A 14,077-nucleotide genomic window follows, 5' to 3' on the forward strand; every position below is an offset into this window, starting at 1 on the left:
TGCTTCAAACAGTTAATGCCTTTAACGGCATTTGTGTAATTAAATTTTGTGCTAAGATGCGTGTTTCTTTATCAGTATTCAAATAATCAGCTAAGGTTGGCTTGGCAATAAACGGAATTTGCGTCATGCATTGCTCAATAACTTGGCTCATTCCTAAAAAGCTAACCTCATCAGCCAGAAAGCCTGCTACAGCTACTTCATTGGCTGCATTAATAATACAAGGTACATTGCCGCCCTGCTTTAAAGCTTCAAAAGCCAGTGCCAGGTTACGGAAGGTATGTAAGTCGGGCTTTTCAAAACTCAGGGTAGGATAGGCCGCAAAGTCAAACCGTTTAAAGTTGTTCTGAATTCGTTCAGGATAACCTAGTGCGTACTGAATAGGCAGTTTCATATCCGGTAAACCCATTTGGGCTTTGATTGATCCATCCTGAAACTGCACCAGGGAGTGGATGATGGATTGCGGGTGTACAATGACCTCAATTTGTTCCAGTTTCAAATCGAACAACCATTTGGCTTCAATAACCTCCAAACCTTTGTTCATGAGCGAAGCCGAATCAATAGTGATTTTAGCGCCCATTACCCAGTTGGGATGTTTTAGTGCTTCATGACGGGTAACGTTTTCTAAAAACGATACGTCCTTACCCCGAAAAGGACCGCCCGAAGCCGTCAGGATGATTTTTTCTATTGGATTTTTCTCCTCACCGACCAGGCATTGAAAAATAGCTGAATGCTCAGAATCTACCGGCAATAGCTTCACCTGATTTTGGCGAGCTAATTGGGTAATTAACTCACCGGCAACTACTAATGTTTCCTTATTGGCTAAGGCAATATCTTTACCGGCTTCAATGGCGCTTATGGTGGGTTCTAGTCCGGCAAAGCCTACCATGGCAGTGAGTACAACATCTAATTCGGATAGCGTAACTATATGTTTTACTTCATCATAGCCGCTTAATACTTGCGTAGGGAAGCCTTCTAAACCCTGCTTTACCTGTTCGTATAAACTTGTATCGCAAATTACAGCGTAAGCTGGTTTAAATTTCTGGCATTGTGCAATTAACAAGTCAGCATTCCGGTGGGCGGTAAGCACGTAGGCTCTGAAGCGATCAGGGTTTTCTTCAATTACTTCCAGTGTTTGGGTTCCTATGCTACCGGTTGAACCCAAAATGGCTATATTTTTTACAGTATCTTGTACAAGGTGCATGCTGTTGTTTTATACTTAGCTATACGTAATCTGCGTATGAACAGACTAGTAAACTGATGATAAATTTTAAATTTATAATTAAATCACATAATCTGCAAGCGCATCAGCCAGCTTGCGATCGTTAGATAGCCGTGGAACTTTATTTTGCCCGCCTAGTTTACCTTTCGCGCGCATCATGTTAATAAAGCTATCCGGCTTCATACTTCTGACAACCAAAGGCCGCAAAATGTTACCGGTAATCAGGTCGGTGTAGTAAATATTTTTTTGTTGCAGAGCTTGATCTACCTGCTGGCTGAAAGCATCTATATCACTAGGCGCTTTACCAAACTCGATAAACCATTCATGATAAGGCAAGCCACCGTGTGGCGGGTTTACCTGCGGTGCTACCGTAAATTCAACCACATCTACGCCTTGCTGCCGGGCTACACCCATAAGCGACTGTTCCACTTCCTCACCAATCACATGTTCGCCAAAAGCCGATATGTAATGTTTAATACGACCGGTTACTACAATTTTGTAGGGGTTAACAGAGGTAAACTTAATGGTATCACCAATACTATAGCCCCATAAGCCTGCATTCGTATTGAGTATCAATGCATAGTTTTTATTCAGCTCTACCTCGGCTAAACTCAGGCGGGTAGGATGCTCATTAAAATATTCTTCTGCTGGAATAAATTCATAGAATATGCCCGAGTTAACCAGTAAAAGCAAACTTTTATCCTGCTGTGTATCCTGAAAAGCTATAAAGCCTTCCGATGCCGGATAGGTTTCAATCGTGTCAATTGCAAAGCCTATGCTTTCTTCAATACGTGTGCGGTAAGGTTCGTAATTAACACCACCGTACACAAACAGTTTGAAGTTAGGGAAAATGTCCTGGATCTTTTTGCCACCTGCCTTGACTGATAGCCGGTCAAAGTACATCTGGCACCAGGGCGGTATGCCCGATATCAGACGCATGTCGGCTTGGTAAGTTTCTTCTACAATCGCATCTACCTTTTGCTCCCAATCTTCAATACAATTAACATCGTAGCTAGGTAAACGATTTTTTTGCAGGTAAGCCGGCACATGGTGCGCTACAATACCCGATAGCCTGCCAGTTGCAATACCAGCTTTTTCATTTAATATGGGACTGCCTTGCAAAAATATCATTTGGCCATCTACAAAATCAGCTTTGCCGGTTTCATGAATATAGCTAAGCAAGGCATTGCGTGCAGCTTTGATATGCTCAGGCATGCTTTCTTTCGAAATAGGGATGTATTTAACGCCCGATGTAGTGCCCGATGTTTTAGCCAGGTAAGCCGGTTTGCCGGGCCAAAGTACGTTGGCCTCGCCGTGTGTTACCCGATCAATATACGGGCGTAAGTCTTCATAATCCCGTACGGGAACCCGCTGCTTAAAATCTTCGTAGATTTTAATCTGAGTAAAAGCATGGTCGTGCCCAAACGCGGTGTTTGCCGCCTGCTGAATTAACTGCCGAAAAGTGGCTTGTTGTAGTTGAACTGCGTTGTGGCGTATTTGCTCCAATTCGCGGTTTGCCCAAGCAGCAAACCATTTACTTAAAACGGCTTTTAACCCCATGCGTTATAAAGCTTCTGATACATTATCGTCCTCATCTTTATAGCTGTAAACCAGCTTACGGTAAGTAGCCATAATCATAACTTGTACGGTAGGGAAAGAGATGGCAAACCACAAAATACCGGCTACCTTTATAGCATAACCGCTGCTTTCACTATCCATGTCAAAAAACAGGGTAATAATTAAATTGATGATGAGCAGCAGTAAGGCTACAAAAGCCAATACGATTAATATGAGCGCAATAATTTTAAAAAAGTTGTTTCTGGTAATAGCAAAGCTTTGTCGTAGTGATTCAAAAGGTGCCGAATCATCATCCACAATAAAGCATAAACAAAATATAGAACGGATAAGCAAATAGCCAACACCTATAATTTCTACTTTATCTAGAATGTTGGTTATTTCGGGTCTGTCGCGAAGTAAGAAGTTGATAAAGATAATGCTGCCAATAAAAAAGGTATAAGCTATACCAATAGTAACGCATGATAAAGCCATACGGAACGATGGTACAATATCCCGAAATTCAAACTCGTAATATTCACGATCTATTAAAGTAAGTATGAGCTTATAAAAGCTGAGCGCCAGGTATGATTGAATTAGCATCATAAATAAAATGAATGCTATTTTGCTGTACATATTATCATACACCATGATAAAATTGCTGATGAAGCTGATAACTTCATAGCAGATTAGCGATATGATAGAATAAACTATAAGCGAGATATAATTTTTTTTAATAACATCCCATGCCGTTCTGATAGTTTCGCCGATAGAAAAAGGGTGGTACATAGGTAGTTACTTTTTTTTCAAGATGATACGCTTCCAATAATCCTGCATAAAGCCGAGTCCGTAAGCCGTAAGTTGTATGAAAGCTGCGCCTACGCTCAAAAGTGCAACTTTTAACGATTTGTTTTTATACCAGGAGTGAAAAAATAATAACAACGTATATACCAGTAGTACAAAATTGCACAAGCCGGCAATAGGCCATCGCAGTAAATTAGCGATGATGGTAAACAGTAAACCTAAGGTAAATACGGTCGGAAAGAAGTGCACCAGCTTTAATTCTTTCGGGAAAAAATGAGCAATGTTAATGCGCGACCGACCAAAAAAATGTAACTGTTTATAAAACTGCGAATAGCTGGTGCGCCGCTTATGATACACCTTAGCTTCTGGAATCAGCCCGATTTTGAAACCCAGTTCGTGTATGCGGATGCTGTATTCAATATCCTCACCCAAACGAGTAATAATAAAACCGCCAGCTTTTTGCCATACTTGGCGAGATACGCCCATGTTAAAGCTGCGTGGGTGAAACTGACCGATTCCTTTTTTATTACCGCGTATGCCGCCGGTAGTAAAAGGCGAAGTCATTGAATAGCTAATAGCTTTTTGCAGTGGCGTAAAAGAGGGGTGTGCATCATCGGGGCCACCGTAAGCATCCAGATAATCGGTAGTTAATCGGTGGTTTACTACGGCCAAATAGTTTTCTGGAATGAGGCAGTCAGAATCAAAAATGATAAAGTAATTGCCTTTAGCACGCTCAAAACCAAAGTTACGGCTAAAGCCCTGACCTTCGTTGGGCTTATAAAAGTAATGCACATCCAATTGGCCGGTAAAAGCAGCTACTTTTTCACGCGCATCTTTCACCGATCCATCTTCAATCACCAGTACCTCAAATTGCCGGTACGTTTGCCGGGTTAAGCTTTCCAGCAGTTCTTTAATTTCCTGCGGACGGTTGTATAAAGGTATGATGATTGAAAAAAACATGTATCGGTAGTGCAGTTATGCAAATTGCAAATATGCGGATGATTAACGGATGTGCCAACATGGAGGTGAGAAAATGTGTAACGGGTAAGTGGATGATTTGAAAAGTGGTTTATGTTGCTGTTATGTTTTATGGGAACTTGATAAGCTTCATGGAGTGGTTTAGTGTCGCTTTAGTGCTTGGTTAGTATTGGTAAAGTAAGTTATCATTGTTAGTGGATGTACCTTTCTTTTTTATACAAAAAAGAAAGGTACCAAAGAAAAACCAAGCATTAGCGACCTTATGAACACCTAAACATACAAGCAACATGTGAATAAACTTGCGGCTACGTTATATTGCTTTGTAAGGCAGTGCTGTGACTACATCGTGCTACCAGCAACATTCCTGATGCCGTGGCAGAGATGGTATTTTCAGATTTCGTATTTTTAATTTAATAATTTAGTACACAATTTAACAGAGCTCGGGTTTGCAGAAAAGTGGGTTATGTTTGGGGCTACTGGAAGAAAGCTTTTTTATGCCTTGGCTTTTGGATGCAGAAGTAGAGGTTTAAATATTATTCTTTATAATTAATTGTATGTTTAACTGGTTCCAAAAAAATAAAAGAAATTTAATTTCAGCTAATTGGGATATTGGAGATATATATGGTTTTAAAAAGATTTACAATCATGATTCTCTACAATATACGAATGCAGATGTCAGTAAAGTGATTTATTTTTCAGTTCTCAAGATCTCTGGAAATAATCTTTTTGGAACCGAAGCTTATGCTGGTGATCCAACAATAATTGAAGATGCCAATGGGTGGCTATTGAAAGGAAGCAAGATGGCCAAAAATCAAATTCTTGTGTGCGTTATTTCTGTCAAGAAGCGTGATGACGTTGAGTGGGCAAAAGCATTTTTTGATTTGATTAAGTTTCGTGAAAATTCAAATTAAGGCATTACCAAGTTTTACCCTGCACAAGAGCGCCAAGTTGTGCCGAACTGCGTCGCCTGCGCTAAATGTGCCACTTGCATTAGATATAGTACATGCGTCTGGTGACGCACTCCATGCTAGCTCAGCAAAAAGCCTAAGCTCGTCAACCCCAAAATAAAAAAATCTTATCTTTGACCGATTACATTATATAATGAAGATTTCGTACAACTGGCTGAAAGAATTTATCAGCACCGATAAAACGCCTGAAGAAATATCACATATCCTGACCGGCATTGGGCTGGAAGTGGAAAGTCTGGAAAAAGTGCAAGCCATTCCCGGCGGATTGGAGGGTTTGGTTATAGGTTATGTACAAGATGCTCAGCAACATCCTAATGCCGACCGATTGCGGGTTACCAAAGTAGATGTAGGTGGCCCCGAGGTGTTGCAAATTGTTTGTGGTGCGCCTAACGTAGCTGCCGGGCAAAAAGTAGTAGTAGCAACCGTAGGTACTACCGTGCATCCTACACATGGCGAGCCTTTTAAAATCAATAAATCTAAAATAAGGGGTGAAGTATCGGAAGGCATGATCTGCTCGGAAGATGAAGTCGGTTTGGGTGAATCTCATGCTGGTATTATGGAACTGGATGCAGATGCACAGGTGGGAAGCTTGGCTAAAGAATATTTTAAGCTGAATGATGATTACTTGTTTGAAATCGGCTTAACCCCTAACCGGGCTGATGCAACTTCGCATTTGGGTACAGCACGTGATATTGCTGCCTTTTTACGAATTGCAGTTCAGAAACCTGATATTTCAGCGTTTCAGGTAAATAATCAGGATCGTACCATTCCGGTAACGGTAGAGGCACAAAGTGCTTGTCCGCGATATGCCAGTTTAACTATTTCAGGTGTTACTGTTCAGGAATCACCTAAGTGGTTAAAGGAGCGTTTAGCCGTTATTGGCGTTCGGGCCATCAATAATATTGTAGATGTAACCAACTATGTGTTGCATGAGCTAGGCCAACCTTTACATGCCTTTGATGCGGATGCTATTCAGGGTAATAAAGTTTTAGTAAAAACCTATCCGGAAGGAACTACTTTCACCACGCTGGATGAGGTAGAACGTAAACTATCTGCTGATGATTTGATGATTGGCAATGCCGAAGCCCCGATGTGTATAGCCGGTGTATTTGGCGGTGCCGAATCGGGCGTGAAAGAAACCACTACTGCAGTGTTTTTGGAAAGCGCTTACTTTAACCCGGTATCAGTTCGTAAAACTTCTAAACGGCATGGCTTAAAAACTGATGCCTCATTCCGTTTTGAGCGTGGTGTAGATCCGAACATTACTGTGTTTGCATTAAAACGTGCGGCGCTGCTGATACAAGAGGTAGCTGGCGGCCAGATATCTTCCAATATTTCCGATATCTATACATCGCCTGTTGATCCTTTTGCTGTAGAAATTACGTACCGCAATGTAAACCGACTGATCGGTAAATCTATCGGGCAGGATACGATTAAGGAAATTATCCGTGCACTGGATATCGATATTATTCGTGAGTCGCCTGAAGGTTTATCCTTGAAAGTACCGCCTTACCGTGTAGATGTTATCCGCGAAGTAGATGTGATTGAAGAAATATTGCGCATTTACGGCTATAACAATATTGAAATTCCAACCCAGATTAGGGCATCTCTTAACAACTCCGTACGGCCTGAAAAAGACACCGTGCAAAATGCGATTGCCGAGCTGCTAACCGGAAATGGGTTTAATGAAATTTTATCCAACTCATTAACCAGTTCATCTTATGCGGGTAGTTTGGATAGCGCGGTTAAAATCTTGAATCCGTTAAGCAGCGATTTGGATATAATGCGCCAAACCTTATTGTACTCGGGTTTGGAAGCTGTGGCTTATAACCAGAACCGCCGTAATGCTGATTTAAAGTTTTATGAGTTTGGCAAAACTTACTTTTATGAAGAAGGTAAGTTTTCTGAAAATCACCACTTGGCTTTGTTTATCACCGGCAACCAACAGCAGGAGCAATGGAATCAAAAAGCCAATTCGTCTTCCTTCTATCATTTAAAAGCGGTAGTTGATGGTTTGCTGGAGCGTTTAAATATTAAAGATTTTACCAATGATGAAGTAATTAGCCAGGAACTGGTTTATGGCTTGCAATACAATTATAAAGGAAGCAAAACCCTGGTGAAATTTGGCGCGGTGCTGCCTGATGCTTTGAAATTAACGGGTGTAGAAAAAGAAGTGTTTTATGCCGATTTTAACTTTGATGTGCTGCTATCGTTAGTGCGTAAAAATAAAATCGTTAATAAAGAAATTTCTAAGTTCCCGGCCGTACGGCGTGATTTGTCTATGCTGGTAGATAAAGCCATTACATTCGGTCAACTAAAACAAATAGCCCAAAAAACGGAGCGTAAATTGTTAACAGATGTAAATGTGTTTGACGTTTACCAGGGGGATAAATTACCGGCGGGTAAAAAATCATACGCGCTAAGCTTTGTGTTGCAGGATGAAGAAAAAACACTGACCGATAAAGCTATTGATGCCATTATGCAAAAATTAATACATAATTTTGGCAAAGAAGCCGGAGCGGAGGTTAGAAAATAGTAATTGAACGGAGCAATTTTAAAGGTTGAAATGCTTTATGCTGCAAAGTGGTAAGCTGTAGAAGCAAAGTAGGGCATTAGCGTTTAAAATCTGTAAAATAATCCGAAACTGAACATCCGAAAGCCGAAATAAAAAGAAGATGCCTTCATTAACGGAACAGTTAACTACAGTTGTTGAAAAAACAGAGCGTTTGATTGCGCTTTGCCAGACTTTGCAGGAAGAAAATGACTTGCTGAAGCTGGAAAATCAATCGTTAAGTACGGCGCTGGATGTAAGTAAAAGCAAGAATTCGGAGCTGCAGGAAAAGCTTCGGGCAGTAAAGCTGGCCAAGTCATTTGCTGACACAAATGAAAAAAGCCTTGACATCAAGCAAAAAATTAACGAATTTGTGCGGGAAATTGATAAGTGTATTGTGTTACTGAAGAAGTAACCCTACTAAAGTGAACAAGCTCAAATGGGAGAAATCTCTATAAAAATAAATATTGCTGACCGTGTTTACCCTTTAAAAGTAAGCATGGAGGAAGAAGAATTGATAAGAAGGGCAGCAAAGTTGGTTAACGACCGCATAAAAGAATACCAGGAAAATTATGCGGTAAAAGATAAGCAGGATTTGCTTTCCATGTGTGTGTTGCATTATGCAACGGCATCATTAAAAGCAGAACGCAAAGTAACGGTAGAAGATACTACCGCTGCTGAAAAAGCTTATCAGTTAGATCATATGCTCAATGAGTTCTTCGGCAAACAGTAAGCGTTCTTTATATAATTAACAATAATAGAGCAATTGAAATTTAACCGCAGTTAAATTTTTAAGTTTCACTGGCAAGCAAAGGCCATTGGCTATAGTACAGTTATAGGTCTGCATGATGTTGAGCAGGCAATTAACTGGCACGCCGAAGACCCGAAAGCGCAGACGCTTAAATATTTAGTTGCGGTTTTTTTATATACATACCAAATTATGAACATTTTATATATCATCATTGGCCTATTGATAGGTGCTATTATCGGCATCCTCATTGGCCGCTACCTGCTCAGGAAACTGTTTAAGGAGCAGGAGATAGCAGCGCAAACCAAAGTCAAGAAAATATTGAAAGACGCGGAAAATAATGCTGAAATTTTAAAGAAAAATAAGCTGCTGGAAGCTAAAGAGAAGTTTTTACAATTGAAAACTGAACATGAGCAGGAAGTAAACACTAAAAACAACTCTATCAGCCAGCGCGAAAACTCTATCAAGCAAAAAGAACAATCACTAAATTCTAAGCTGGAAAACGCGAGCCGCAAAGATCATGAACTGGATAATGTACGCAAGAACCTGGAAAAACAAACCGACTTGGTACATAAAAAACAGGAAGAGGTAGAGCATTTAAAACAGCAGCATGTACAACAACTGGAAGCTATTGCGGGCCTTACTGCCGAAGAAGCTAAAAACCAGTTGGTAGATACACTGCGTGAAGAAGCCCGTACCAAAGCCATGATACAAATTAAAGATATTGTGGATGAAGCTAAGCTGACCGCTACTAAAGAAGCCAAGAAAGTAGTTATACAAACCATACAGCGTACCGCTACTGAAAGCGCGATTGAAAACACCGTATCAATTTTCAATATTGAAAATGACGAAATTAAAGGCCGTATTATAGGTCGTGAAGGTCGTAATATTCGTGCGCTGGAAGCGGCAACTGGTATTGAGATTATTGTGGATGATACACCGGAAGCTATCATTTTATCAGGCTTTGACCCGGTACGTCGTGAAATTGCCCGGTTAGCTATGCACCGTCTGGTTACTGATGGCCGTATTCACCCGGCTCGTATTGAAGAGGTAGTAGCTAAAACCCGCAAGCAGATTGAAGAAGAAATTGTTGAGATAGGCGAGCGTACCGTAATTGACTTGGGTATTCATGGTTTACATCCTGAATTGATCCGGATGGTGGGTCGTATGCGCTATCGTTCATCTTACGGCCAAAACCTGTTGCAGCACTCTCGTGAGGTAGCTAACTTCTGTGCTACGATGGCTGCCGAGTTGGGCTTGAATGTTAAACTAGCTAAACGTGCCGGTTTACTGCATGATATTGGCAAAGTGCCTGATGATAATCCTGAATTGCCTCACGCTATATTAGGTATGCAACTGGCTGAAAAGTATAAAGAACATCCGGAAGTATGTAACGCCATCGGTGCTCACCATGACGAAATTGAAATGACTTCCATGATTTCGCCTATTGTGCAGGCTTGCGATGCTATATCAGGTGCCCGTCCGGGTGCTCGCCGTGAGGTGGTGGAAAGCTACATCAAACGTTTAAAAGAGCTGGAAGAGCTGGCTTTATCATACCCAGGTGTGGAAAAAACATTTGCTATACAGGCTGGCCGCGAACTACGTGTAGTAGTAGAGAGTGAAAAGGTAAGTGATGCACAATCAGAAGTATTAGCTGCTGATATTTCAAACCGTATCCAAACCGAAATGACTTATCCTGGTCAAATTAAGGTAACTGTAATTCGTGAAACACGTTCAGTAGCCTTTGCTAAGTAAAATTTAGTTAAAACTCATATTAAAGCGGCAAGTTATATTCTTGCCGCTTTTTTTGTACCAAATTCGTATTGTGTTTATGAAACCTACAGAAGTACGTCCTATCGACCAATATTTCCAAACCTTCAACCAAACTCATCAAAATAAAACCAACCGGATTATACAATGTATTTGCCTGCCACTTTTGCTGTTCAGTATAATTGGGTTGGCATGGGCTATACCTTTTCCGCATTTAGGCTTTTTAGGGACATATAATGGTTATATTAACTGGGCTTCTATACTAATTGCTGTACTAATCTATTATTACCTGAAACTTTCTCCGATGTTGTCTTATGTCATGTTATTGATATTGTTCGCATTTTCATATGGCATTATCGAGCTGCAGCAATGGGAGGGTACAGGCGGGCCGGCTTTAGCTTTTACCAGTGTTACCTTATTGATTATAGCTGTAGCCGGATTAATAATCGGGCAAAGAAAGGAAAAGCTGCAACATGTACTGGTGCTTAATTGGAAGCTGCTGCTAATTGGCCCGTTATGGTTAATTCATCTGCTCTTGAAGAAAGCCAACATAAAATATTAAACTTTTATCTTTTTCATTCTTCGCCTTAACTAATTCGGTTGCCAATCCGTATTAGGTTAAAAGATTATAAGTATAACTGCTTATTAGTTATCAAATGGATAATAGTAATAGGTAGTTGTTTCAATTAACTTATACCTGTGTAAGTGAATGAGTAATTTTATTACTCGGTTTTTATACAGGTCAGTTGTTGTAAGGCGAATGCTCGATACCCTGATTACATCAAAAACCCGGATCAAATTACTGTTAAAGTTCTTCCTGAACAGTAATAACAGATCGTATTTACGGGAGCTGGAAGCCGAATTTGGTGAATCAACCAATGCTATAAGGGTAGAGTTAAACCGCCTGGAAGAGGCTGGTTTGTTAGTTTCTTTTGCTGAAGGTAACAAGAAGATTTACCAAGCTAATAAAAATCATTCTGTATTTAATGACATTCATAACCTGCTCATCAAGTTTGTAGGTATTGATGAAATCATAGAAAAAGTATTGCGCCGAATAGGAGACCTGCAATCGGCTTACATTACTGGCGATTTTGCCCGTGGTATTGATAGCAAACAGATGGACTTGCTATTGGTAGGACATCAGCTTAACGAAAAATACATAGCCGGCTTAGTGGAAAAGGTAGAGGGGTTGGTACGCCGAAAAGTTAATTGGTTGGTGCTGGAAGAAAAAAACGCAGGCGCTTATCTGGCTCAGTATCCGCATTTACTGATTTGGCATGTAAATCAGTCACAACAAACAGTTAATCATTATTCGTATAAATAATCACTTAATTAACAACAACATGAGTACCACTGCCGAAGACTGGGACATCGAACTCAAACCTCAAGACAATGTATTCAATTTGCACTTAAAAGATGTGTGGAACTACCGCGATCTTTTATGGCTGTTGGTACGGCGCGACTTTGTGTCTTTTTACAAGCAGACCATTTTTGGCCCGATATGGTTCTTTATCCAACCCATATTTACTACCATAACCTTCACCATTATATTTGGTAATCTGGCCAAAATCAGTACCAGTGGCGCGCCTGCTCCCTTGTTTTACATGGCTGGTACTGTATCCTGGAACTATTTTGCTGACTGTTTAAATAAAACCTCTACGGTATTCAGGGATAATGCGAACATTTTCGGGAAGGTTTACTTTCCGAGGTTAATTATGCCGCTGAGTATCATATTTTCTAACTTGGTTAAGTTTGGTGTGCAACTAACCTTGTTTGTGGTATTAATGGTGTATTACCTGTTTCAGGGTAACCGCATTGAGCCTAACTGGTATATGTTGCTTTTCCCGCTTATTATTGTGCTAATGGCTGGTATGGGTTTAGGGTTGGGCTTAATTATTACAGCATTAACTACCAAATACCGCGATTTGGTGTTCCTGGTAACTTTTGGTGTGCAACTGTTAATGTATGCTACACCGGTTATTTATCCTTTATCTACCGCGCCTGAAAAATATCGTGATTTAATCGCATTAAACCCGTTGAGCGGTTTGATTGAAACCATCCGCTATGGGTTTTTAGGTACTGGTCAGTTCTACCCGGGGGCATTTGCCTATAGTGTAGTAGCCAGCATCGTGATATTTTTCTTGGGTTTGGTTGTGTTTAACCGGGTTGAAAAGAACTTCGTTGATACGGTTTAATAATTTAGTATAAGTACAGGAATGAGCAAGATTGCTATAAAAGCAGAAAACTTAAGCAAAGCCTACCAGTTAGGCGAGTTCAGCACGGGTACACTGAGCCGGGATATTCAGCGCCGCATTGCTTTAATGCGCGGTAAAGAAGACCCTTACCTGAAAATAGGGGAAACCAACGATCGTACCAGTAAAGGCGCTAGCGACATTGTATGGAGCTTAAAAGATATCAACTTCGAAATTAATCAGGGCGATGCTGTTGGTGTGATTGGACGGAACGGCGCAGGTAAAAGTACGTTACTAAAAGTATTAAGCCGTGTAACTACGCCAAGTACCGGTTCTATCAAAATAAAAGGGCGTGTAGCCAGTTTGCTGGAAGTAGGTACTGGTTTCCATCCGGAGTTAACCGGGCGCGAAAACATCTTTCTGAACGGTGCTATTTTAGGTATGCGCAAACACGAGATCAAAAAGCATTTTGATGCTATCGTTGATTTTGCTGGGGTGGAGCGTTACATCGATACACCAGTAAAGCGTTACTCAAGCGGTATGTACGTGCGTTTGGCCTTTGCAGTAGCTGCACACCTCGAATCAGAAATCTTGATTGTGGATGAGGTGCTGGCTGTAGGCGATGCTGAATTTCAGAAGAAATGCTTGGGGAAAATGGGTGACGTAAATAAAGGCGAAGGTCGTACAGTTTTATTTGTAAGCCATAGCATGCAATCTATAGCCGCGTTAACTACCAAAACTTTGCTGCTCAGCAATGGCTCTATCGCCTTTGAAGGTAATACACAAACCGGTATAAAAAAGTATTATGAGTATAAAGGTCAGCAATCGTTAGTTTACACCAATCAGCCTTCTTCTGATGCGCCAGTGATTACCAAAGTAACTGTTAATACTTCCGAAGCCAATAACCTGCATTTGCAAGGTAAGCCGTTAAAAATAGATTTCGAGATTAACACGCCTTACCCCATTGGTGAAGCAATATTTTCCTTCTTAATTCTAAATTCTTCACAGGTAAAGGTAGCGCACGTATTAGTGAGAGATGATGAAATGTCGTTATGCCGCGAAACTGGTGTGCACAAATTTAGCTGTAGCTTTCCGCAGTTGCGCTTATACCCGGATAACTATTCATTAATCATCAACTTTTCCGATCACCGGTCGGGTAAAAAGTTTGAGGTGCTGGAGGGAATATGTCCGTTCGAGGTACAGGTACATGAGCTTAGAAAATACTACTGGTACCCGAATGCAGCTACTTATGTAGAAGATCACGTATGGCAATTAGAAAGCTAGACCTAAAGT

General features: G+C 40.8%; 13 protein-coding genes. 9 read left to right on the forward strand and 4 right to left on the reverse strand.

Features of this window, described 5'->3' with window-relative positions; all coding sequences use genetic code 11:
* Positions 1 to 4 precede the first annotated feature (4 nt).
* From HH214_RS16505 to HH214_RS16520, 4 genes are all read right to left on the reverse strand, one after another.
* Complete coding sequence (locus HH214_RS16505) at positions 5 to 1,201, reverse strand: 1-deoxy-D-xylulose-5-phosphate reductoisomerase (RefSeq protein ID WP_169609454.1); 1,197 nt, start codon at positions 1,199 to 1,201, stop codon at positions 5 to 7.
* A 78-nt stretch (positions 1,202 to 1,279) separates the two neighbouring features.
* Positions 1,280 to 2,779: a GH3 auxin-responsive promoter family protein gene (locus HH214_RS16510; RefSeq protein ID WP_169609456.1), complete on the reverse strand. Its 1,500-nt coding sequence runs from the start codon at positions 2,777 to 2,779 to the stop codon at positions 1,280 to 1,282.
* A gap of 3 nt (positions 2,780 to 2,782) precedes the next feature.
* Entirely contained in the window at positions 2,783 to 3,562 is a 780-nt protein-coding gene (locus tag HH214_RS16515) for a glycerophosphoryl diester phosphodiesterase membrane domain-containing protein (RefSeq protein WP_169609458.1), read from the reverse strand.
* A gap of 6 nt (positions 3,563 to 3,568) precedes the next feature.
* Positions 3,569 to 4,537, reverse strand: coding sequence for a glycosyltransferase (locus tag HH214_RS16520; protein ID WP_169609460.1), 969 nt, complete (start codon positions 4,535 to 4,537; stop codon positions 3,569 to 3,571).
* A gap of 572 nt (positions 4,538 to 5,109) precedes the next feature.
* Here HH214_RS16520 and HH214_RS16525 point away from each other — a divergent pair.
* The 9 genes from HH214_RS16525 (at position 5,110) to HH214_RS22155 (ending at position 14,068) form a co-directional block, all read left to right on the forward strand.
* Positions 5,110 to 5,466, forward strand: coding sequence for a hypothetical protein (locus tag HH214_RS16525; protein WP_169609462.1), 357 nt, complete (start codon positions 5,110 to 5,112; stop codon positions 5,464 to 5,466).
* 190 nt (positions 5,467 to 5,656) lie between these two features.
* Entirely contained in the window at positions 5,657 to 8,059 is a 2,403-nt protein-coding gene (gene pheT, locus HH214_RS16530; RefSeq protein ID WP_169609464.1) for a phenylalanine--tRNA ligase subunit beta, read from the forward strand.
* A 139-nt stretch (positions 8,060 to 8,198) separates the two neighbouring features.
* Positions 8,199 to 8,489 (forward strand): hypothetical protein, encoded by a 291-nt coding sequence (locus HH214_RS16535; RefSeq protein WP_169609466.1) that lies wholly within the window; start codon positions 8,199 to 8,201, stop codon positions 8,487 to 8,489.
* A 24-nt stretch (positions 8,490 to 8,513) separates the two neighbouring features.
* Positions 8,514 to 8,807: a cell division protein ZapA gene (locus tag HH214_RS16540; RefSeq protein WP_169609468.1), complete on the forward strand. Its 294-nt coding sequence runs from the start codon at positions 8,514 to 8,516 to the stop codon at positions 8,805 to 8,807.
* A 207-nt stretch (positions 8,808 to 9,014) separates the two neighbouring features.
* Positions 9,015 to 10,577 (forward strand): ribonuclease Y, encoded by a 1,563-nt coding sequence (gene rny, locus HH214_RS16545; protein WP_169609470.1) that lies wholly within the window; start codon positions 9,015 to 9,017, stop codon positions 10,575 to 10,577.
* 76 nt (positions 10,578 to 10,653) lie between these two features.
* Positions 10,654 to 11,154, forward strand: a complete 501-nt coding sequence (locus HH214_RS16550) for an Mpo1 family 2-hydroxy fatty acid dioxygenase (RefSeq protein WP_169609472.1) — start codon at positions 10,654 to 10,656, stop codon at positions 11,152 to 11,154.
* 198 nt (positions 11,155 to 11,352) lie between these two features.
* On the forward strand, positions 11,353 to 11,916 hold the full coding sequence (locus tag HH214_RS16555) for a winged helix-turn-helix domain-containing protein (RefSeq protein WP_169609474.1): 564 nt from the start codon (positions 11,353 to 11,355) through the stop codon (positions 11,914 to 11,916).
* Between the two features lie 19 nt (positions 11,917 to 11,935).
* Positions 11,936 to 12,787, forward strand: coding sequence for an ABC transporter permease (locus tag HH214_RS16560; protein ID WP_169609476.1), 852 nt, complete (start codon positions 11,936 to 11,938; stop codon positions 12,785 to 12,787).
* A gap of 21 nt (positions 12,788 to 12,808) precedes the next feature.
* A complete protein-coding gene (locus tag HH214_RS22155) occupies positions 12,809 to 14,068 on the forward strand; it encodes an ABC transporter ATP-binding protein (RefSeq protein WP_169609478.1) in 1,260 nt (419 codons plus the stop codon).
* Positions 14,069 to 14,077: the final 9 nt, after the last annotated feature.

Source organism: Mucilaginibacter robiniae, from assembly GCF_012849215.1.
Taxonomy (GTDB): domain Bacteria; phylum Bacteroidota; class Bacteroidia; order Sphingobacteriales; family Sphingobacteriaceae; genus Mucilaginibacter; species Mucilaginibacter robiniae.